Source organism: Chryseobacterium rhizoplanae, assembly GCF_900182655.1.
Lineage (GTDB): Bacteria > Bacteroidota > Bacteroidia > Flavobacteriales > Weeksellaceae > Chryseobacterium > Chryseobacterium rhizoplanae.
In genome coordinates this window covers 815,514-837,601 of record NZ_FXTC01000001.1, presented here as the reverse complement: position 1 = coordinate 837,601, position 22,088 = coordinate 815,514, and the positions used below count along the sequence as shown (strand labels likewise).

General features: G+C 35.5%; 22 protein-coding genes. 14 read left to right on the top strand and 8 right to left on the bottom strand.

What is annotated here, in order from left to right:
* The first annotated feature begins 5 nt into the window (after window positions 1-5).
* The 3 genes from FN817_RS03605 to FN817_RS03595 all read left to right on the top strand — a co-directional run bounded on the left by FN817_RS03605 (window position 6) and on the right by FN817_RS03595 (window position 3,078).
* A complete protein-coding gene (locus tag FN817_RS03605; protein WP_142716742.1) occupies window positions 6-1,463 on the top strand; it encodes an LptF/LptG family permease in 1,458 nt (485 codons plus the stop codon).
* A 108-nt stretch (window positions 1,464-1,571) separates the two neighbouring features.
* A complete protein-coding gene (locus FN817_RS03600) occupies window positions 1,572-2,363 on the top strand; it encodes a hypothetical protein (protein WP_142716741.1) in 792 nt (263 codons plus the stop codon).
* Window positions 2,364-2,439: 76 nt separating this feature from the next.
* Window positions 2,440-3,078 carry a hypothetical protein gene (locus FN817_RS03595; RefSeq protein WP_142716740.1) on the top strand — a complete coding sequence of 213 codons (639 nt, stop codon included), beginning with the start codon at window positions 2,440-2,442 and terminating at the stop codon, window positions 3,076-3,078.
* A gap of 69 nt (window positions 3,079-3,147) precedes the next feature.
* Here FN817_RS03595 and FN817_RS03590 read toward each other — a convergent pair whose 3' ends face one another.
* The 4 genes from FN817_RS03590 to FN817_RS03575 form a co-directional block, all read right to left on the bottom strand.
* Complete coding sequence (locus tag FN817_RS03590; RefSeq protein WP_142716739.1) at window positions 3,148-4,209, bottom strand: 3-oxoacyl-ACP synthase III family protein; 1,062 nt, start codon at window positions 4,207-4,209, stop codon at window positions 3,148-3,150.
* Between the two features lie 230 nt (window positions 4,210-4,439).
* Window positions 4,440-4,994: a ribosome recycling factor gene (gene frr, locus FN817_RS03585; RefSeq protein ID WP_047422796.1), complete on the bottom strand. Its 555-nt coding sequence runs from the start codon at window positions 4,992-4,994 to the stop codon at window positions 4,440-4,442.
* Window positions 4,995-5,338: 344 nt separating this feature from the next.
* On the bottom strand, window positions 5,339-6,106 hold the full coding sequence (locus FN817_RS03580) for a putative phage abortive infection protein (RefSeq protein WP_142716738.1): 768 nt from the start codon (window positions 6,104-6,106) through the stop codon (window positions 5,339-5,341).
* Between the two features lie 81 nt (window positions 6,107-6,187).
* The gene (locus FN817_RS03575; protein ID WP_142716737.1) at window positions 6,188-7,147 is read right to left on the bottom strand and encodes a hypothetical protein; all 960 of its coding nucleotides are present in this window, start codon (window positions 7,145-7,147) and stop codon (window positions 6,188-6,190) included.
* Window positions 7,148-7,882: 735 nt separating this feature from the next.
* Here FN817_RS03575 and FN817_RS03570 point away from each other — a divergent pair.
* Entirely contained in the window at window positions 7,883-9,241 is a 1,359-nt protein-coding gene (locus FN817_RS03570; RefSeq protein ID WP_142716736.1) for a lipase family protein, read from the top strand.
* A gap of 80 nt (window positions 9,242-9,321) precedes the next feature.
* Here the strand turns inward: FN817_RS03570 and pyrH are convergent, their stop codons facing one another.
* Window positions 9,322-10,029, bottom strand: coding sequence for a UMP kinase (pyrH, locus tag FN817_RS03565; RefSeq protein ID WP_047375127.1), 708 nt, complete (start codon window positions 10,027-10,029; stop codon window positions 9,322-9,324).
* Between the two features lie 166 nt (window positions 10,030-10,195).
* On the opposite strand from pyrH, the gene porQ reads away from it, so the two are divergent.
* The 5 genes from porQ to FN817_RS03540 all read left to right on the top strand — a co-directional run bounded on the left by porQ (window position 10,196) and on the right by FN817_RS03540 (window position 13,285).
* Window positions 10,196-11,188, top strand: a complete 993-nt coding sequence (gene porQ / locus FN817_RS03560) for a type IX secretion system protein PorQ (protein WP_142716735.1) — start codon at window positions 10,196-10,198, stop codon at window positions 11,186-11,188.
* 84 nt (window positions 11,189-11,272) lie between these two features.
* Complete coding sequence (cmk, locus tag FN817_RS03555) at window positions 11,273-11,947, top strand: (d)CMP kinase (protein ID WP_142716734.1); 675 nt, start codon at window positions 11,273-11,275, stop codon at window positions 11,945-11,947.
* Between the two features lie 95 nt (window positions 11,948-12,042).
* Entirely contained in the window at window positions 12,043-12,393 is a 351-nt protein-coding gene (locus tag FN817_RS03550; protein WP_047375131.1) for a YtxH domain-containing protein, read from the top strand.
* Between the two features lie 79 nt (window positions 12,394-12,472).
* The gene (locus FN817_RS03545) at window positions 12,473-12,781 is read left to right on the top strand and encodes a phage holin family protein (protein WP_034694332.1); all 309 of its coding nucleotides are present in this window, start codon (window positions 12,473-12,475) and stop codon (window positions 12,779-12,781) included.
* A 3-nt stretch (window positions 12,782-12,784) separates the two neighbouring features.
* On the top strand, window positions 12,785-13,285 hold the full coding sequence (locus FN817_RS03540; RefSeq protein WP_047375134.1) for a hypothetical protein: 501 nt from the start codon (window positions 12,785-12,787) through the stop codon (window positions 13,283-13,285).
* A gap of 67 nt (window positions 13,286-13,352) precedes the next feature.
* On the opposite strand, the gene FN817_RS03535 is transcribed toward FN817_RS03540, so the two are convergent.
* Window positions 13,353-14,078 (bottom strand): TrmH family RNA methyltransferase, encoded by a 726-nt coding sequence (locus FN817_RS03535; protein WP_142716733.1) that lies wholly within the window; start codon window positions 14,076-14,078, stop codon window positions 13,353-13,355.
* Between FN817_RS03535 and tamL the strand changes: the two genes are divergently transcribed.
* The gene (gene tamL, locus FN817_RS03530; protein WP_142716732.1) at window positions 14,064-16,673 is read left to right on the top strand and encodes a translocation and assembly module lipoprotein TamL; all 2,610 of its coding nucleotides are present in this window, start codon (window positions 14,064-14,066) and stop codon (window positions 16,671-16,673) included. The two genes, FN817_RS03535 and tamL, sit on opposite strands and share 15 nt — an antisense overlap.
* Here tamL and FN817_RS03525 read toward each other — a convergent pair.
* Together FN817_RS03525 and FN817_RS03520 are read right to left on the bottom strand one after the other, a co-directional pair.
* Entirely contained in the window at window positions 16,670-17,227 is a 558-nt protein-coding gene (locus tag FN817_RS03525; protein WP_394345029.1) for a SanA/YdcF family protein, read from the bottom strand. The two genes, tamL and FN817_RS03525, sit on opposite strands and share 4 nt — an antisense overlap.
* Before the next feature lie 56 nt (window positions 17,228-17,283).
* Window positions 17,284-18,408 carry a ferredoxin--NADP reductase gene (locus FN817_RS03520; RefSeq protein WP_142716730.1) on the bottom strand — a complete coding sequence of 375 codons (1,125 nt, stop codon included), beginning with the start codon at window positions 18,406-18,408 and terminating at the stop codon, window positions 17,284-17,286.
* A gap of 33 nt (window positions 18,409-18,441) precedes the next feature.
* On the opposite strand from FN817_RS03520, the gene FN817_RS03515 reads away from it, so the two are divergent.
* From FN817_RS03515 to FN817_RS03500, 4 genes are all read left to right on the top strand, one after another.
* On the top strand, window positions 18,442-19,002 hold the full coding sequence (locus FN817_RS03515) for a TlpA family protein disulfide reductase (RefSeq protein WP_142716729.1): 561 nt from the start codon (window positions 18,442-18,444) through the stop codon (window positions 19,000-19,002).
* Between the two features lie 25 nt (window positions 19,003-19,027).
* On the top strand, window positions 19,028-19,999 hold the full coding sequence (locus FN817_RS03510) for a FecCD family ABC transporter permease (protein ID WP_185149891.1): 972 nt from the start codon (window positions 19,028-19,030) through the stop codon (window positions 19,997-19,999).
* Between the two features lie 511 nt (window positions 20,000-20,510).
* Entirely contained in the window at window positions 20,511-21,434 is a 924-nt protein-coding gene (locus FN817_RS03505) for an ABC transporter ATP-binding protein (RefSeq protein WP_142716727.1), read from the top strand.
* 165 nt (window positions 21,435-21,599) lie between these two features.
* Entirely contained in the window at window positions 21,600-22,055 is a 456-nt protein-coding gene (locus FN817_RS03500) for a MarR family winged helix-turn-helix transcriptional regulator (RefSeq protein ID WP_142717053.1), read from the top strand.
* Window positions 22,056-22,088 lie beyond the last annotated feature (33 nt).

Below are 22,088 nucleotides of genomic sequence, written 5' to 3'. Positions count from 1 at the left end.
GGCGCATGTTAAAAATACTAGACCGATATATCATAAAAACCTTCTTTGGACCGTTTTTCTTTATATTCAGCGTATTGTTTTTTATTTTTATTGTAAACATTATCTGGGTTCAGTTAGGACAGTTTATGGGAAAAGGATTAAGCTACTGGCAGATCCTTAAACTTCTTTTTTATCTTGGGGTAAACGTCATCAGCATGGTGTTACCGCTTACCATTCTCCTTGCGAGCATTATGTCGTTCGGGGAATTTGGGGAACGGTATGAGCTTGCAGCGATGAAAGCGGCAGGAATTCCTTTGACCAGGGTAATGACTCCCCTACTGGGAATTTCAACAGCGCTTGCGATTATGTTGTTTTTCTTCTCCAATAATATTATCCCGGATTTTCAGAAAAAAGCCAAAAACATGCTCTTTAATATTGCCCAGACAAAACCGGCAATTAACTTTACTCCGGGCCAGTTTATTGATCAGATTCCCGGTTATATGGTAAAGTTTGACAAAATATACGGGGAAAATGGAGAAAATATTGAAGGGGTTTTTGTACATAAAAAAGCCAACGCTTATGAAAATCAACAGTCTGTTGTAGCAGAAAAGGGAAAATTTGTTCCTGCTGCTAATAAGAATTTCCTGAAGCTCGTTTTATATAACGGATATGTATTTGAAGATGCCTTTGCCGGAAAAGGAGATAATGTAAGACAGAAACAACCCGATCAGGCCATTAAATTTGACACATTGGTTTCTCACTTTGACATCAGTGAAATCATTAATAAAGCAATCGAAAAAGAGCAGATCACGGATGACTACCGTTTTCAGACTTACAACCAGCTAGACGGAACAATTAGCAAAAACAAAAAAGACAATAAACAGTTCTTTGATAATATCGGTTCCGAAGTTCTTAACCAGACCAATTCTGTTGTGACCTATATGGATAAAGGCAACAAGCATAAAGTAGCCCCAAAAACACAGATCAAACTGGATACGGTAAAAGGAGAAAAAAAGCTGGAAATCCTTTATAATTCTTACACCAGACTGGATAACCTGAAGTCTACACTGGAGTCTAAAAAGAATGAATACAGTTCCAATGTAAAATATTTCAGCAAGGTTGTTATTTATCAACAGAGAATTGTAGCATATTCGGTGACCTGTATTATCTTCTTCCTGATTGGAGCCAGCTTAGGTTCTATCATCAGAAAAGGAGGAATGGGACTTCCGGTAATCATCGCTATTGTAATTTTCATTGTCTTTTATGTAATGAATGTTGGGGTAGAAAACCTGTCATGGAGCGGAAAAATGAACCCTTACCTTGCCGCATGGCTTCCTAACCTGATCCTTCTTCCTTTTGGAGTCTGGATGACGTATAAGGCCCTTACAGATTCACAATTATTTGATGCTGAAAAATACAAAGCACTATTCAAACCTATCACTAAAAGGTTTACCAAAAGCAAAGAACATCAGAGATATCAATAATTCTGATATCAGTAATAAAATAAAAAGCTCCGATAATTTTTCGGAGCTTTTTTATTGAGTTATTTTGGATATAAAAAATTATATTTGCTGGAACTTAAAAACAATACCATGAAGAAATTACTCCTTATTGGCCTTTTCGGTCTTGTGTCTCTGAATGCTTATGCTCAGGATCAGGATGAAAACGGAACCTACAACGGTGAAAAATACGGCTACATTATTGATAAAAGCGGAAAAAAAACGGAAGGCGTTGTCCATCTGCACGGAGGATATTCCAGCCCGTGGCAAAATCAGTTAAAAGTAAAATTTGCAGCCATTTCAGATATTGACAAAGTAAAAAACAGGATCAAATTCAAAACCTACGACACAGGAGATATTAAAGAATATATGGTGTATGAAGGGGATACTCCAAGAATCTTTAAATCGGTTAAATATTCGAACATGCGAGAAGCTTTAAACAGTTCTGAAAGTTTAACAGGATTGTCAGCAGGTTTTAAAGCGATCAATAATCTTTCAAGAACAGATCAGTTCGCAGAAGTAATAACAGAGGGTAAAGTAACCGTTTATAAACTCTATGGTTATCCTACAGCTCTTTCTCCCAACAGCACACAGGCAATTACACAGGCAGAAACAGACCGTTTAAGAGAAAATCCCAATTACATCTTTTCTAAAAAAGGTGGAAAAGTGGAAGAACTGACACCTGCAAAAGCAAAACTCATCCTAGCAGACTGTCCTTATGTAAAAGCAAAAATAGCAAAAGGAGAATATGGCTCTCTTAAAAATGAAGAAAAGAAAAGATCCGGTTTCGGGAAATTTATCAGGGATGAAATCAGCAATGCTACAGTAGATAAACTTTCAATTATCAATGAAGTAATCTATGACTACAATGAAAACTGCAAATAAAAAACTAAGGCTTTCAATCGAAAGCATTTTTTGTGACATTTCTTGTATTTTTATTCACCACCAAACCATTGATCTTATGAAAGTTCTATTTCTCACAGCGAGTCTCTTTCTTCTTTTTTCATGTAAAAATGATAAAGCAGTTCATAAAGAATCTGCTTCAATGGAAAGTTCTGCCGCAAAAAAGGATTCTGCACAGATCAGCACAGCAGAAGATCCAATTGATCAGATTAAAAAAGAATATGCCGCCCTTCAGGCTCAATTGGAGGCTAAAAAACTAAGTCAATCAAAATTTACTTATGATTGCAATGATGAACCTTCAGGTGAAGTTATTTTTTATTCCGACAAAAATGAGATCAAAGTGATAGAGCATTTTTATGCAGAACACAGCCATTTCTCCGGATCTGAAAAATACTTTATAAAAGATGGAAAGCCTTTCTTTATATTCAGACAGGAAACTGTATGGAATTTTGATGGCGGCACCCCGGAAAAGCCTGTTACGAAAGATGATATTACAGAAACCCGCATCTATCTTCAGAATGATAAACCCTTGAAATGTCTTGAAAAGAAATACAGCATAAAATCTGATCAGAAAGAAAAAACAGCTCCTGATAACATTCCAAGCAAAGAAATTCAATGTGACACGAATGAATTGCATAAAACATATCAATTGCTGCTAAAACATAAAGACCAGAAAGAACCTATAAAATGTCTGTGAACACAAAAGAGGCTTCCAATCGGAAACCTCTTTTTATTTTTTTAGTATTGAAAATTTCAATTTCTAAGCTTAAAACTTATATACAAAAGCATTGATATTCATTCCTGCACCCACAGAAGCAAATAATACCACATCATCTTTCTGGATTTTATGATGTTCAAGTTCATCCTTCAAAATCATAGTCAGCAAAGACGGAATGGTCGCCACACTGCTATTTCCAAGCTTATGAATGACCATAGGCATTATGTTCTCAGGAACCGGTGTATTATACAATTGGTAGAACCTGTTAACAATAGCCTCATCCATTTTTTCATTGGCCTGATGAATGATAATTTTATTCAACTGACTAATGGAATATCCACTGCTGTCCAGACATTTTTTCATCGCATCCGGAACATTTACTAAGGCAAACTCATAAATTTTTCGCCCATCCATTTTGATGTATTTTGTATCCGGGCATTTCTCATTGTTGTAAGATTTCCCAAAATACAGATAATCTTTCTCCTCAAAGGTATAAGAAGCTGACAAATGAGCCTTTATTCCTGAGTCATCCTCATTATTTACTTCCAGCACAGCCGCTCCTGCTCCATCAGCATAGATCATACTGTCTCTGTCATGAATATCCACTACACGGGAAAGCGTTTCCCCGCCAATCACCAGACACCGTTTAGCCATACCGGCTTTAATAAATGCATTAGCCTGTATCACACCTTCAATCCAGCCAGGACATCCAAAAAGCACATCATACGCCACACAGAAATTATTTCTGATCCCTAATAAATGCTTTACCCTTGCTGCAAGACTTGGAACCGCATCGGATTGAATTGTTCCAAAGCGAACATCTCCAAAATTATGGGCAAAAATAATATAGTCTAATGTTTCAGGATCTATTCCTGCATTTTCAATGGCAGCCTTTGCTGCAATAAACCCAAGATCTGAAGTAACCTCTGTATTATGAGCATATCTTCTTTCTTCAATACCCGTAATTTTTTTTAACTTATCTGTAATAGATGTATTATCTTCTTTTAATAATATACCCTTTTCATTAAGAAAAATATGCTTGTCAAAAAACAGGTTGGTTATCGTTTCAGATGGTATGTAGTTGCCTACACCAATAATCTTCGTCATCACTTTAAAATGTTTAATTTCCTGTTTTAAGTTAAGTCTGCAGGAATAATTCTATAAATATAATGAATTAACGTAAATACTCACCAATATATTATAGAATGAGACCTCTTTACGATAAAGTTCTAAACAAAAATACCAAATACATAGTTTAAAATCAATATGACCAGCTTATCCGTAAGAAAAAAAAAGAGGCTCCCATCGGAAACCTCTTTATTATTCTCAACAACTGAAAATTATACTTTCATAATTTCAGCTTCTTTTGTCTTAAGATGCTCATCGCAAAGCTTTACATATTTGTCTGTATAAGTCTGGATTTCTTCTTCCACTCCTTTTACAACATCTTCAGAAACACCGTCTAGCTTTTTAAGCTCTTTCAAACCGTCCTGTCTGGCGTTTCTTACCGTTACTTTAGTGTTCTCAGTTTCCACTTTAGCCTGTTTTGCAAGCTCTTTTCTTCTTTCCTCTGTTAAAGGCGGAACATTCAGAATAATGTTTTCTCCGTTGTTAGAAGGTGCAAAACCCAAGTTTGAATTGATGATCGCTTTTTCAATCGCATTGATGGCAGTTCTGTCCCAAGGTTGAATAGAGATTGTCATTGCATCCGGAACAGAAACATTCGCAACCTGGTTGATAGGAGTCATTGCTCCATAGTATTCTACCATTACATCCTGAACCATTGATGTAGAAGCACGTCCTGCTCTAATTCTTTGAAATGCGTGATCCAGGTGCTTTACAGCTGCATCCATGTCTTGTTTTACAGATTCTAATATAAGATCTAATTCTTCCATTATTATATTAAAGTTTGATAAATTACACATCTATTAATTAATCTGAATATCAATTAGTTAAAACCCATAAATCCTGTAAGCATCAGTGTTCTTTCACTGTTTTAAACTATTTTTTACTATTCAGTGCTGCAAAAATAATGATTATTTCCATATTTTGGTAACTACACTCTGTATTTTAGTAAATCTATTATATTTTTAAAATGTGACAATCCAAAAATTACTTATTAATAATCTTTTTTAGATTAGATAAATAAAACCCCAGCTTACAGGGCTTTCTGTATTATATTCTTAATGACAAAATAATCAGTTCTAATATTAGTTTTAGGTAAATAAAAACACTTCTTTTAATTTTTTACAAAAGCGTTTTCATTATAATAAACTATATCATCTTCCACCAAAGCACTATTAATATATTCAAAAAGTGCATACTTCTCAGCAATTTCTTTATAGCTTTTATCTGCATGTGATAAAAAATGATAAAAAATCATTGCTAGTTCATATTCTGATAATTGAGCTTTCAAGATTTCTATATAGTTCCTTTTGACTTCATATGAGTCAGTATTCAATTGATCTATTCTAGTTATAATTAACTGAACACTTCTGAAGTAGTGTCCTAAAATCTCCCAATTATTCTTATATACCACATTATATACACTTTGATCAAACCCTCCTTGGAGATTTAACTTATAAATTAATTCTCCATAAATTAGTTGGAAAACATTCACTCCTTCCTTTTTAACTTTATGGGCATATGTATAATCGTTTGATTTCGTCTCCCTATCGACAGTTAGAGAGAAATTCACAGTTATTGAACGATGAATATTTAATAAATTGAAGAAGGTATTATCGAAATACTGTATTTCTGCTGCTTCTGCTTGTTTTTGTAGATCATTTCTTTGCAATAATATTGTAATTATTAACCCTACAAATGATAACCCCGTAAATAAAGAATTTGCAAACCCAAACATATCACCAAAAGTTCCTCTCTTACTTTCATTTGCATTCAATCCAAAAAGCAAAGTGCCTAACAATGTAATTAAAATTACGCAAGACGACCCTAATATTATTAAACGGAAATTTACTTTGGTATTATGTTTATATTTACTTTTCATAGAGTTTTAGTTTTCACAAATATAACAAAAGTCCCTACCAAAGAGATCTTCATATTCATGGTGTATTATAAGATAAAAACCTTAACTAAGTCTAACTTTTTCTTTGTCTGTCAGAGTATTAAACATCATATTTGTATATCTTTTTATAGCCGATTCATCGAAAAATTCACTAGACTTCTTACCCCGAGAATAGTCAGAAACGACTTCCGTTTCCAGTAGTTTTTCTCCTTTTACATCAAAATATACTACATCCTTTTTAGAATTAAAGTACTCTAGTATTTCATATCCTTCAATTGATAAAACTTTTGTGACAGGATTTTTTAGCCTACTCGACTTAAACTTTTCTATCTGTAGCTCTCTCTGCAAAGTTGCTGCCTCATTATAGTTATCACTACTTTGAAGTTTTACTTGATTTAATTCACTTCTTAGCCCTACTACTTTCTTTCTTTCCTCATTAAGATTTTTATTAACTTCTCTTAGCTCATTATCGTAGTTACTTACTAGATTGTTAAATTCTTTGTTACTCTCCTCATTTTGTTTTTGTAGTTCCGTAACTGTTTCTAAGTGTGTCTTATTTGCTTCTTCTAAAGCTTCGCTCAAAGATTTATTTTGATCCTGCAAACTTTCCACCATTAAATTATAGCTATTCCTTTCTCTAAAAGTAGTTTTTTCTTCTTCTAATCTAATTTCATTTTGAGCAACTCCAATCTGTAGTTCTAATGCAGTGTTCCTAGCCTCTAAGTTTACTTTATTTCGCAGTCCATGAGAGAATTTTGTAATATATTCAAAAACAAAACTAATATATGGCAGTACCGCGATATAAAAGGTAGCAGAAATTAAAGGTAGCCATAAATAATACCAAATGTCAGTGTAGTTCTCTTTTATAAAGGTTATTTTTTTCTCAATATCAATATTAGAAAAAATGATATATAATATTGGCTTCCAGTTAAAAATCACCCACGAAGTAATAAATGTGCCAATAAAAGGATTTTTAACTCTGTCCTCTGTACTTTTTAAGATGGTCTGAAAAAATTCTTTCATGCAAGATTAGTTTTCCACAAATATAACAAAAAGCCCTCTCAAAGAGAAGGCTATTAAACTTAAATCTTATTGAAGAATCTTGTCTGTTTCGCTATAAGCGAACTCAAATTATACCCTCCAGCTTTCTTCGATAATTGTTAGTATTGCTGTGACTTTACACCAAACAATTTAGCCATTTCCTCATAGGGAAAACTCTCTCTTCCCTCTGCCTCGATCACTTTGGTTATGTGATCATAAATAATCTGCTCCATATTAGAGTTTTTTAGTTATGGCAAAAGCACCATTATCTCTAATATAGTGATTTACTTTTGAACCACAAATAGTTATACATAATTTTTCACAATTTCTTTTGTAGAAGCTGGCATTTCTTTCTTGATTTCCTTTTGCATCTTATCCACATCCTTTATTCTTGCTTTCTCCATTGTGGCCTTTTGACTGAATAATGGCTGATTTCCAACATAGATTTGTGCACTTGCCTTCTCTTTGAAACAAGAAACTTGTTTTTTCCCTAAAAATCCAACTTCAAGCAAAAAACTTCAGGTACAAATACCTATGAGACATTTTGGTTATTTCTACTTAGTGTGATATCATTTTTTCTAGCTTCCTTTACTCTGTTCTTTTAAACGAAACTTTGGCAGGTTTTTAAGTTGAAGACTTGCCATGAAAAAAGAAAAGTCTTAGAAAAGACATTTTTCATAAGCGAACAATTATAAACTAATTTAAACCAATCACATTATGACAAATCCATCTTTAGATGCCTATCAACAAGTATTTGGTATGGCAGGTCTTGCCAACCGCGCAGGAGGCTACAACGGTTTTGGTATTCAGCTACAGCAACAGCTTCAATATGATTTATCCTATTATTTTAACAATGTTCCTCCGGTTAAAATAATGGATCAGAAAACACCTTCCACAGCTAATCCTTCAGTTCTATCGGAATTAGGAAGCTGGGATCTTGTCTGGGGACCTGCCCTGATCGAAGAAAAAAATGAAATGGGTATTCCTACAGGAGTTGCAGATAATGCATTATACGTAGTTAAATGTGACGCTGTTGCATTTCCGGGCGGTCCTACATTGCCTGCTTATGTTGTAGCTATTGCAGCAACCAATCCATCATCCCTTTACGATTGGGAAACAGAAGATTTCTCAGTTTCAGAAGTGGTAAACTGGACGACTTATAATCCTTCCAGTTTTGCTCCATCACCTTATAATGGTACTGATCCTTATATTTCAAAAGGTACCGCTACCGGTGTAAGCATCCTTCTCGGACTTGAAAGCCCTGATTCTGCTGCTTCGCCTAAAACTACACTGCAGCAGTTTCTTGCAGACTTACATCCGGAACCGGGCACAGCTATTATATTTTGCGGACACAGTCTTGCCGGAGCATTATCGCCTACCCTTGCTCTTTATCTGAAAGAAAATAAAGATCTGAATGCTTTCGGTGTAACACTTGTATATCCTACCGCCGGACCAACTCCGGGTGAGGCAGCATTTGCCAGCCTGTTCAACAGTAAATTCCCGCCATTGCCACCAGGATGGCAGCAACAATCAGGCACTTACCAAAGCTGGAATACCATGCACTGGAATGATCTGGATGTTGTGCCTCATGCATGGCCGGTATCAGAACTGGAAAAAATTGCAACTATATATGGACAGGCCACTACCAATATGACGGCTTCCATATTAAAAGCTTTACAGAAAATGGCTATTGATGATTCTTCAAAATCAGGAGCCAGCTATACAAGGATACAAAATCAATCGCTTCCGGGTCAGCTGCAGCACTCAAGCAGCTCCTCAATCAGCATCAAAACACCTCCGGCAACCTTGCAGGATTATATGCTTCAGTTATCAGTACAACATGTGGGTATGTATAATGGCATTACTGCAACCGGATCTGATCCTCAGGTGACTGGTCTTATTCTACCAAAGCCATTGCCCAAACCGGACGTTGTGAAACTGGTTCCGGGAGTAACTGCTGTCACCGAGTTTGAGATGATCATGAAAATAATAAATCAAATCATTGAATGGGTTTTCTCCCACTACACTCTGGTTGAAAAGGAAAATGCCACGCAAAATATTGAAGCAGATAAATAGACATTAAAACTGCTATAAAAACAAAACACCTGTCACGATAATCGTGGCAGGTGTTTTTTATATTGTCTTACTAAAATTGATTATAAATCAACCAAAGTACCTACATTTTCTCCGTCTACAATTTTTGACAGGTTACCGTCTTTATTCATATCGAATACGATGATTGGCAATTTATTTTCGTGGCTCAAAGTAAAGGCAGTCATATCCATTACCTTAAGGTTTTTTTCAAATACTTCATCGAATGATAATGAATTGTATTTTACAGCATCAGCATTTTTTTCAGGATCACTGTCATAGATACCGTCTACTCTTGTTCCTTTTAAGATTACATCCGCTCCAATTTCGATTGCTCTTAAAGTAGCCGCTGTATCTGTAGTAAAGTAAGGGTTTCCTGTACCTGCTCCGAAGATTACCACTCTTCCTTTTTCAAGGTGTCTTACCGCTCTTCTTTTGATGAAAGGTTCAGCTACTTTATCCATTTCAATAGCAGACTGAAGTCTTGTCTTGATTCCTGCATCTTCCAATGCTCCCTGTAATGCCATACCATTGATGACAGTAGCCAGCATTCCCATATAATCTCCCTGCACTCTGTCCATTCCTTTTGCAGCTCCTGCAACACCACGGAAGATATTTCCTCCTCCAATCACGATCGCAACTTCACAGCCTTTTTCGACTACTTTCTTGATTTCAACAGCATATTCCTGTAGTCTTTCGGTATCAATACCATATTGTCTGTTTCCCATTAAGGCCTCACCGCTCAGTTTCAGAAGGATTCTTTTATATTTCATCTTTTATTTTTAGTAACTTTTTATTAGTGTGGGTCTACCCCGATTTTGCTTTTGCAAATATAATCATTAAAAATTTTGATAAAAGAAAAATATTAAATAGAAATAATGTAAGAAATATTTTGAAAAGTACGAAAAAGGATTATTTTTGCATTAATTATAAATTGAGTTGAAGAAAATTATCATTTTTTCATTATTTCTATCAGGAATTGTTTCTTATGCGCAAACAGGAACAAATGTTTATCCGTTCTTAAATGTACCTGTATCTGCAAGACAGGCTGCTTTGGGTGGCGATGCAATTTCGATAAGAGATTATGATGTTTCCTTTGCTATTGCAAACCCTGCCCTGTTAAATAGAGATTCTGACAAACAGCTTTCTGTAAACGCAACAGCTTATCTTGCCGATTCAAAATACGGAACTATTGCTTATGCCAAAGACTTTGAAAATGGCCATATGGCTACCATCAATGCCAGGTATATGAGCTATGGAAGTACGCCGAGAACGGATGAAAGCGGTTTTGAAAACGGAGAGTTCAAAGCTTCGGATGTAGCCATTGGCGCAGGCTATGCTTACCAGTTTGAAGAAGACTGGACGATTGGTGGAGGACTTAATTTCGTTACCTCAAAAATTGACAACTATACTTCTTCCGCAATTTCAGGAACAGCGGGAGTTACCTATCATAATAAAAAGAACAAAGAAGTACTTTCTTTAGTGATGAGAAATTTTGGTTTCCAATTGAAGTCATTCAATGGAACAAGAGAAAATCTTCCTTTTAGAATTGATCTTGGGTATACCAAAATCATCAAGAACTTCCCTCTTGCGATTACCATTACAGCGCATGATCTTCAGAAGTTCGATATTTCTTCAGAATATAACCTGGACGGACAGAAAGTGAATGCCGGCAGAAAAATTGCAGACCACTTTTCATTGGGAGCTGAATTGTTTCCGGAAAAGAATTTCAATATCCGATTGGGATATAATGTAAAAAGAGGAAATGAACTGGCAGTTGCAGATCAGAGAAACTTCTCAGGACTTTCTGCAGGATTTGGAGTAAAAGTTTCCAGATTCCGTATAGATTATGCACATGTAAGATATCACAACTCTTCCAATGTCAATCAGATAGGAATTTCCATGGACCTTTCAAGCCACAGAGGAGAGTAATCTTTCCGGCTTAAATTTTCTTAATTATTCTGAATTTTTCTTACTTCCTCTTGATTTTTAAGAAAAAATCTTGAAATTTGCAGTATGAAAAAACCTGTAATTGCTATCGATGGGTACTCGTCTACCGGAAAAAGTTCTATCTCTAAAATCATTGCAGATAAACTGGGACTTATTCATATGGACACAGGAGCCCTCTACCGAGGAGTTACCTGGTATGCATTGCAGCACTGTCTGGACCAAAATGGAGGAATTGATCTGAATACGTTATTCTCTTCTTTAGACCAGATCAGCCTTGAGTTTAAAAACAACAACGGAACACTTATTCTTTTCCTTAATGACACGGATATCTCTAAAGAAATCCGTACCAATATAGTATCTGACAATGTAAGCCTTGTGGCCAAACAGAAAGAAGTAAGAGACTTTTTACTGCAGTCACAGCGCACTTTGGCAGAAAAAGGAGGTGTCATTATGGACGGACGTGACATTGGGACAGTAGTTCTGCCAAATGCAGACTACAAATTCTTTCTTACTGCCAGCATTGACGAAAGAACCAACAGAAGGTTCCTGGAACTGCAAGGCTTAGGAATTGAAGCAGATAAAGAACAGGTAAAACAGAACCTTATAGAACGTGATAAGATAGACAGCGAGCGTGAAATAGCCCCTTTGAAGCAGGCTGACGACGCTACCGTTATTGATAATTCGGAACTGACCAAAGAAGAAACTATAGAGCTTATTTTATCTCACATCGAAAAGATTTAACAATTTTTAATAGGCTTCCAGCCTCCTTTGGTATACAAATTGTAAGTTTTATTACTGTAAAAACTAATCTATTATTAATTATTAAAAAACTTAAAATGTCTAGAAAAGGAAATAATACAGCAGGTATATTGGCAGGACTTCTTGCAGGTGCTGCGGCAGGTGTAATCTTAGGAATGCTATATGCACCGGAAGAAGGTAAAGAAACCAGAAAAAAAATTAAGGATAAAGCAAATGATCTTAAAGATCAGGCTAAAAATAAATACGGAGAGGTTTCTGAAAAAGTAAAAGACCAATATGGCAATATTTCTTCTACTTTCAAAGAAACGGCAAGCAGCGTAGCACATACTGTGAAAGACGGATATGACAAATATAAAGATCAGATTGTTTCTAAAACTGCAGATTTGGCAAAAGATGTAGAAGCGGAACTGAACGATCTAAAAAAATAAGTAATTTATCTTTTTAAGTAAATTACAGAAAGGAACTTTTGTGCAAAAGTTCCTTTTTTTGTAACTTTAAAAAAAAACAATGATAGAAACTATTAAAGAATACGCCTCCAAGAGAATAGATCTTCTGAAAATTGAAGCAACTGAAAAGTCGTCTCTTTCTGCCGGGCTCATTACTTACTTTGTAGTACTGCTTGTTGCTTTTGCTTTTTTTATTATCCTTTTCAATTTTGGAATCGCTTTCCTTATCGGAAAGGCACTGGATAATTACTCTTACGGATTCTTAATTGTTGCTGCATTCTATGCACTGGTAATGGCATTCGTCGTTGCCTTTAAAACTAAGATCGTAAATACTGTTGCAGATCAGGTTATTAAATTTTTAAATCATTAAACTATGGGCAGAAAATACGAGAGCATAGAAGAATTAAGAAGAAAGAAAAAACTGCTTCAAGGTGAAATAAGTGATCTGGAGAATCTTCTTACCTTCAAAAATACGAAGGAAAGCCTGAGTGCATTTACCAACGGATTAAGTGACCAGTACCTTCAGGAGAAGATAGATGAAGACGGTGATGAAAAAGTAGTTCTCAGAAAGGATGTCATTGCCAAGCAGCTTACCTCAGAAGTAAAAGATTTGCTGATTAACAAAAATACCGCTGTAGGAATCGCAAGCTCCGCTTTCAAAGGTGGTAATATTACAGACAGCCTTGTTAAACTGGGAGTTACCGCTATTGTAGGAAATTACGCCAAAAAGAACATGAAAAGCTCCAACTGGAAGAAAAAGCTGATTGGTGCTGCATTGATCTACCTTGCGCCTATAGCATTGAAGTATGTCAGAAAAAAGATGGAAGTATATCAGAAAAATAAAAGTGTTTCCAGTATGGAACAACTGATTTAAGGAATTAGGGCTTAGGATTGAGAAAATAGTTTTACATTTTCACTTCCTGGGCCCTAATTTCTAAATCTTATTTTGAAAATAACTGTCCTAAAATAATCCCGGCAGCCATGGAAACATTCAGGCTTTCTGTAGACTGGGATTTTCCAAATCTCGGAATACTGATACTTTTTTGTAAAAGCTTTTCAGTTTCCGGTCTCATTCCGTTTCCTTCATTTCCTAAGATCAGATTGATTTTTTCAGGTTTATCAAACGTGTAGATGTTCTCCCCTTCCATATCGGTTCCGATATTTATATTTTTTGTTGCAGAAAGATATTCCACTAGATCAGTGTATACCACATTAACTCTGGTAAAAGAGCCCATAGTAGCCTGAATCACTTTCGGATTGTAGACATCCACGGTATCTTCACTGCAGATAATCTGTTCTATTCCGAACCAGTCTGCCAGTCGTATAATCGTTCCTAAATTTCCGGGATCCTGTATTCCATCCAAAACCAGCTGTATATTCTTATCCGCCAACTTTTCTTCCTCTGCAAGATAACATACCGCTACGGAATCTTTCGGCGTTTTAAGAAAACTGATTTTTTTTAATTCATTTTCAGAGATATGGATAACGGGAATATCAGTACGGTCCAATTTTTGTGGATCGGTTGAAAATATTTCTTTAACTTTAAAGTTAGAATTAGAAAGTTCACAAATGATTTTATTACCTTCAACCAAAAACAAATTGTATTTTTGTCTGAACTTCTTTTTATCTAAAGATTGTAAAACTTTTATTGTATGAGCTGTAAGCATTATAAGAATTCTCCTCAAAAATATTATAAAATTATCTCATTTGCAACATTTGTTGGTCTCCTTTATGCTTGTAGTACAACAAAAAAAGTTCCTGAAGGCGAATATCTGCTTACCAAGAACACATTAGGATTCGAGGATAAGAAAGAATTTTTCGATGAGGAACTGAAAGATTATATTCAGCAAAAGCCCAATAAAAAGCAATTCCTTTTCATGCCATTAAGTCTTCTTCTGTACAATATGGCTGATCCGAAATATGATACGATACTTAATGAATACATGACCTATCCCGGTGAGATGAGAAATCAGAAGCTGAGAGACTCTTTATTCCTTAAATATGATATGAAAAGCAGTGTCGGAAAAAGTTTGCTGTTCGATCGTTTATTGCATAATTGGGGGACACCACCCGTAATTCTTGACCAGACCAGAAGTGAAAAAAGTGCTGAGTCTATTAAAAAAAGACTTACTTACAGAGGATATTGGGATGCAGATGTAACTTTTAAACATAACCTGGACTCCGCTTCAAAAAAAGCAACCGTTAATTATTCTATTAAACATAACGATCCTACCATGATCAAGGATTATTTTTACAATATTCCGGATCAGGGGATCAAAGGCTACTACAACTATAATCTGAACAAAAGTCTTGTGAGATCCGGGCAGATACTTGACCAGACCGTTCTTGAGAGAGAGGTAACCCGAATTACTGATCTGATGAGAGAGTTTGGTTTCTACAGATTCAACGCCTCCAATGATGAGGTATATTTTGTGGCGGATTCTCTTAAAAGCAGAAAGCAGATTCCTTTAACACTGGAAATCCATAAAGACTCTCTGGATACACCTTATAAGATTTCAACTTTCGGAAATATAGATGTTGCCATTGTAGATGAGCCTGGTGACTACCCTAAAAATACAAAAAAAGACAGCTTAAGAAGAATAAGGTTCCATACGATGAATGACAAATATAAACTTTCATCTATATGGAGAGCTATTATTCCGGACAGTAAAAAAGTTTTTGATCAGACTAAACTTGATGTCACCAAGAGAAACCTTTTGGCCATGAACAATTTCAGCATCGTTAAGGCAAGAGATTCCCTGAGACAAGGAGGAATGTCTTCACCTAACGACAGTATTGTTGATTTATTATATGTATTAAAACCGCTTCCGAAGTACGAATTTAAGCTGGGAACAGATATCAATTATTCTCAGGTCTTGAATCTCGGTATCTCTCCTTCCGTAGACCTTACTACCCGAAATGTTTTCAGAGGGGCAGAAAACCTTTCCACAAGCCTTTCAGGGACATTTGGATCTATCAGAAGTACCAAGGATATTGATAAAAGAGTTGCCGCCTATGAAATATCGGCTCAGGCATCTTTGAATTTCCCGAGGCTTTTGCTTCCTTTTAATTATTATAAATTCATTCCTAAACGATATACGCCTACTTCATCTATTTTGTTGGGGGCATCCATACAGAACAATATCGGTTTGGGAAGGTTGATTTTCAATACGGGGCTGAACTATCAGGCAAGTGTTAATGATCAGGTATATCACAAACTTACTTTATTCAATACTCAGGTCAGTCTGACAAAAAATAAAGATGCCTACTACGATTACTTTGTGAATGACGGAAGGGTAAAAGATGAAGTTTTCGGAAATTATTTTATGTTTAACCCGGAAACTGCGCAAACCGGACAAGATTATAAAGATGGAAAACTCAGTGTAGATGAGGTTTCCAAAAAGATTATTGAGAATGATGCTTACCGTGGGAGTCTTGATCAGCAGGGAAGAGATCTTTTAACGGCATTTACGGGAACATTGGTGAACAAAGACAGACAGACGCAGGATGTACTTATTTCTTCTATGATTTATAACTTTGTATACAGTGAAATCGGGAAAAAAGAATATCCAAATGCCTTTTATTTTAATGGGAAAGTTGAGCTTGCAGGTAATATTTTAAGCTTATTCAATAAAAAGGGTAACGACGGAGGTGTTGTTACCGGTCCTCAAAAAACCATTTTCGGACTTCCATATGCACAATTTATAAAATTTGATATTGATGCCAGGAAGTATTTCAAATTCAATGGAAACCAGACATTGGTCCTTCGCCAGTTTATCGGGGTTGGAATACCGTATGGAAATTCTCAGGATATGCCGATCATCAAATCATATTTCAATGGAGGTTCCAACGATATCAGAGCCTGGGTAGCATTTGGAGGATTAGGTCCTGCAGATTCTCAGGTGGATGAAAGAGTACGTACTTACATGACAGACAATTTGAAGCTGACCACCAATATTGAATACCGAATTCCGTTCAATAAGACTTATGAGGGAGCTTTATTTACCGATATAGGAAATACATGGAGTCTTCGTAACTATAATGACGGATATGGGGATGAGTTTAAATTCAATAAGTTCCTGAAGCAGGTAGGTATCGGAAGTGGATTCGGATTAAGGGTTAATATCGCCTATGTAACGGCCAGAATTGATCTTGCTTATAAGATCTATGACCCGAATAAACCTGATGGAGACCGATGGAGATTCAAATATATCCAGCCTTTTAAACCTACTGTTAATATCGCGTTCGGATATCCTTTCTAATCCGGAGAAACGCCTAAAATAAAATAGACTACAGCAATCACACGGGCGAGGATTTCCCTCGCCTGGTTTCTGTAGAAGCTTTCAGACTTTGTGACATCCTGAGCATCAAATCCCAAAGCATTCATATCATTATTTCTCGCAAAAAACAAAGCCCTAAGGTTGTGATATCCCTGAGATACAATAATGACATTCTTCTTTTTATACACATCCTTACAACGGAGAATACTTTTATAGGTATTGAAACCTTTCGGGTCTTCCACAATAATATCTTCAGGAACCCCTTCCAGATAAACCAGGTAATTTTTCATTGCTCTCGGCTCATTGTAACCTGTACTCTTCTCCCCGCTCACTATAATTTTCTTGATCTTCCCATGATGATAAAGAAGAGCCGCAGCATCCATTCTTTTCGTAAAATAGGGATTAGATTTTCCGGATCTCATTTTTGGAGATGTTCCCAAAACCAATGCAACTTCTCTTGGTGGGATTTTTGAGATTTTAGTATAGGTTCTCCCGTTGGTAAGCCCGAAAACCCACACATTACAGAAGCATATCATCAGAATTCCTAATTCCAATGATATAAAACCCAGGTTAAATATGTTCCTAATAACTCTCAACTAAGATCAAAGTTAAGCTTTATTTTTTTACTTTTCACAATAGACATACACGCTAATATGTGTCTCTGCTCTTCCTCTTTTTCAGTAAGATATTCATTTTCCAGCAGTTCCACTTCACCTTCCTCCAAAGAACATTCACAACTTCCACAAATTCCGGACTTACACGAATAAGGAACCGGAAACTTTTGAATCAAAAGCTGCTGCAGGATTTTATCCTTGTTATCAGGAAGATGAGTAGTATATTTTTTTCCGAGCATGGTAAATTCAACCTCTATATCTTCAATCAGAGGAAATTCCTTTTCTACAGGATAAATATCATCATTGAATTCTTCAAAAAGTTCAAAATGGATGTTCTTCTTCGGAATTCCATGGTGATAGCAGGCATTGGCCAGTGTCTTGATCATTTCCCCTTTTCCGCAGATCAGCACTTCGTCCACCGCATCCCAGATCGTAGATTCTTCGTCTGTATCATCCAGATGAAGAATCTGATTGATGATAAGATTTAATTTCTTGGCATCCAGTCTGCCATAAAAAAACTGATCTCCTGTTTTCTCCTGCGAGAAAAAGTAAAAAATCTGAAGTCTGTCACCACAAGTTCTGGCAAGATTATCCAGCTGGTCCCGATACACCAGATCATCAGAACTTTTATTTCCAAAAAATAAAAATAACCGTGTTCTGGGTTCGTTGTGAAGAATATTTTTAAAATGACTCAAAATCGGGGTAATTCCAATACCGGCAGCAAAAGCTACAATCGTCCTGAATTCACTGGGTTTGGACACCAATGTAAATCTGCCACCAGGATCACTTACCCACAGTTCGTCGCCTGTAGTATAGTTTTGAAATAACTGGGAAGCAGCACCTTCAGGAGAGTTGATCTTTATTCCCAGGGATATTTTGCCCTCATAAGGAGCCGAAGTCATTGAATAATCATTAATAACCTCTTTACCATGTGCCTGAAATCTTATACTGACGAACTGCCCGGCTTCAAATCTGAAATTTTCCTTTAAATTCTCAGGAATATCAAACTCCAGAGAAAAAGTATTTTTGGTCAGCTCTTCCTTTTTCGCTATTTTTAACGGATGAAACTGTATCAGTTTCCCTTTATAGATTTGTTGTTCCATAACTTCAATTCAAAAATAGATAAAAAATAATTTATGAAGAAGATAATTTTATCAACGTTACTCCTTACTGCATTGTACAGCTGTAAAAAAGAAGGTCAGAAAACCGAAAATACAGCAGCTTCAGATTCTGTTTCTGTTGCCCAATCTACAGGTGCTGAGGAAAGTACGTATGTTCCCAAAGAACTTTCTCCTGAAAATGTAAGTCAGTATTTAGCAAAAAATAATGATACTTTATATGTCACTAACTTTTTTGCAACCTGGTGCGGGCCATGTATGAGAGAAATTCCAAGTTTTAAAAGCAAAATGGAGGAACTGAAGGGTAAACCCGTAAAATTCACTTTCATCAATCTTGATGATAAAGCTGACTGGGCTGATGCTGTAAAGAATTTTGCTACAGAAAATAAGCTGGGAAAAAGTGTTATCTTATTGGATGGACAAAAATTAGATCAAAATTTCTTCACTTCCAATTTCAAACAATGGGACGGAGGTTCTATTCCTTTTACTTTTATGAGAAAAGGAGATAAAACCGATGAATATCTGGGAATGATGACGGAAGATGTATTAAATTCAAAAATCGATTCTTTCTTACAATAAAAACAGACTGAACTCTTTCTGAATCATGTCAAAAAGATTTAAAATCCTGTGTTTGCTATTAGTGATTGCCATTATTATTAGTGCGGTCATCAATCTGAATACAGGATTTTTAAGTTTAGATTTCCAGGATTTCTTTCTGAATTCTGATCATAATCAAATTGCTGAAATCCGCATCAATCGTGTACTTGTAATGATGTTAGCAGGAATTTCAATTCCTACTTCAGGTTTTCTGATGCAGGAATATTTTCAAAATCCGCTGGCTGGACCTGATATATTGGGAATCACTTCGGTAGCCAGCTTGTCTGTCGCCTTTTATATTTTCTTTTCCCACGATATTTTACTTCCGGAGTTTTTACAAAACAGTTTCCTCAGTTTATCAGCTATTGGGGGAAGTTTACTTCTGATGCTGATATTATTGTCGATGTCTAACAGATTTCAGGACAAATCTTATCTCATTATTTTTGGGTTTCTTGTCTCTGCTTTTGCCGGAGCCATTGTATCACTGCTTCAGTTTTATGCGGAGAATCAAAGTTTGAAAAACTATATATTATGGTCTTTCGGAGCCAACAATATGGTAACCAGAAACCAGATTTATGTGTTATTTGTTTTGGTTTTAATTGGGATATTTATCTGTTTCAGAGCTATAAAACCACTTATTGGAAATTCTCTCGGCAGTTCCTATGCACAAAGTTTAGGCGTAAATCTGAAACAGCTAAAGCTTTTAATAATAGTTGCTTCTTCTCTCCTCTCAGCTTCTATTACGGCATTTTTGGGACCTATTCTCTTTATTGGAATTATTGTTCCCCACTTCTGCAGACTTGTTTATAACCCTTCAAAACTTTGGCAGCAGTGGATTCTTAATATATTTCTGGGAATGCTGATCATGCTGCTTTTCTCGGTGATTGCAGAAAAAACACAGATTCCTCTGAATGTGATAAGCTCTGTATTTGGGATTCCTGTGATTCTGATGATGCTTTTGAAACAGAATAAGGTATAATATTAGTATATAAACCAATCAATTCAAATGTAATATGGATCAAGAAAATTACTCATAGTATTTAAGAATAATTTTATAACTTTCTCCGGTGAGCAAAAAGGGAAAACACTTATAATATGTCATTCCGAAGGAATCTAAATCAACTTTGCAGAGATGCTTTCAGCATGACCTACTCATCCCGACTTATCTAACTATAAACAAAGTAATGAGCATCAGAATAACACAAAAAAGATTAATTTTTATAAATATCATGTTATTTGTAAGTAGTTTTACTTTTGTTAGACTTTCAGACATTTTTAGAATGTATAAAGATTTACATTGGATTTATACTTTTGCAAATCTAATTCATCTCGTAATCTTTCCAACTACTATAATTATATCGGTAATATTAGCTTTTAACAGTTATTCTCAAATAAAAGAAAGGAAAATTTCATACATTCTTTTGAGTTTGTCACCTATTATTCTATTTTTACTTTTATTAATTATTTCAATAATTAAAAATCAGTACTAAATGTACCTACAGATCAATCAGGCAAATATCGGCTACAGTACAACTTTAATCTCCAATGCCAATGCGGACTTGAAGCTTGGTGATGTATGTCTGCTGATTGGTAATAATGGTGTAGGAAAAACAACGCTGATCAAATCTATTCTGCATCAGCTGCCATTACTGAAAGGAGAAATTTCTATTAATGGAAAAAATGTAAAAAGCCTTTCTGTAAAAGAAATTGCGGAGAATATTGCTATTGTTTTTTCAAAATCGGTTATTCCTCAGCATTATACGGTTGAGGATCTTATTTCTCTTGGAAAATATATCTATTACCCTTTTTATTTTGAGTTAAAAAAAGAAGACCGTGAAGAAGTGGCACACATCATTGAAGAACTGGATTTAAATCAATACAGATATACCCTTCTGAAAAACCTGTCGGACGGAAACCTTCAGAAAGCTTTTATCGGACGGGCGATAACCCAGAATTCTCCCATTATTATTCTGGATGAACCCACTACCCATCTGGACGAAAAAAATAAGATCATTATTCTTAAAACCTTAAGAAAACTGGCTAAAGAACAGAATAAACTAATTCTGTTTTCTTCCCATGACTGGAGATTAGCCAAAGAATTTGCAGACAAAATATGGTATGTAAAGGAAAAACAGTTGTATTCAGGAATTGTTGAGGATATTTTGCTCCAGCATGATGAGCTTACCAATGCATCATTATTTCAGATCAATGAGACTTTTATTCCGCCTTTCATCTCGGCACCGCAGTTTCATAAGGAAATGCTGTATTCTCTGCTTCAAAAAAACTTCCCAAAAGACCTGTCAGCCCTTAATTTTGACTTTCAGAATGCTTTTTGGGTAATTACTAAAGATTCAACCCGATACCAATGTGAATCTTTTGAAGAAATCATTAATTTAATCCCAAACATTCATTAATACTGAGTTTTCTTTGATTAATCCACATACTATGCATGCATAGTATTATGCTAATCATATAATTTAATCTATTTATTATCAGGTTATTAACAAAATTTAACGTCAATAAATATTATGCATGCATAATATTTATTATATTTGGGTTAAACCATTGGCGCAAAAATGATGGATAATAATAATAAGGAAAAAATAGAAAACGTAGATTTAATTTTAAAGCAGACCTGGTTGGCTGTTTCTAAAATGTACACAGAGCTGGCCCAGGAACATGATTCCACAGCGGTACAGGCCCTTACTCTTCTTAAAATTGACCCTAAAGAAGGAACCCGAAGTACCAATCTTGGTCCCAAGATGGCTATTGAACCCACTTCATTAACGAGAATCATCAAACTTCTGGAAGATAACGGATATATCTATAAGGAAAAGACAACCACTGATAAAAGAGAGGTTATTATTAAGCTTACAGATAAAGGATTAAACTCCAGAAATATGTCAAAGGAAGTCGTTGTCAACTTCAATAAGAAGGTGATGGAAAAAATTGCTCCCGAAAAGTTGGATGCTTTTAAAGACGTGATGACCGAAATCATGAAAATAGCAAACGAATTATTAAACAACAGAAAATAAATTATGATGAAACCTTCGGGTGTCATATAATCT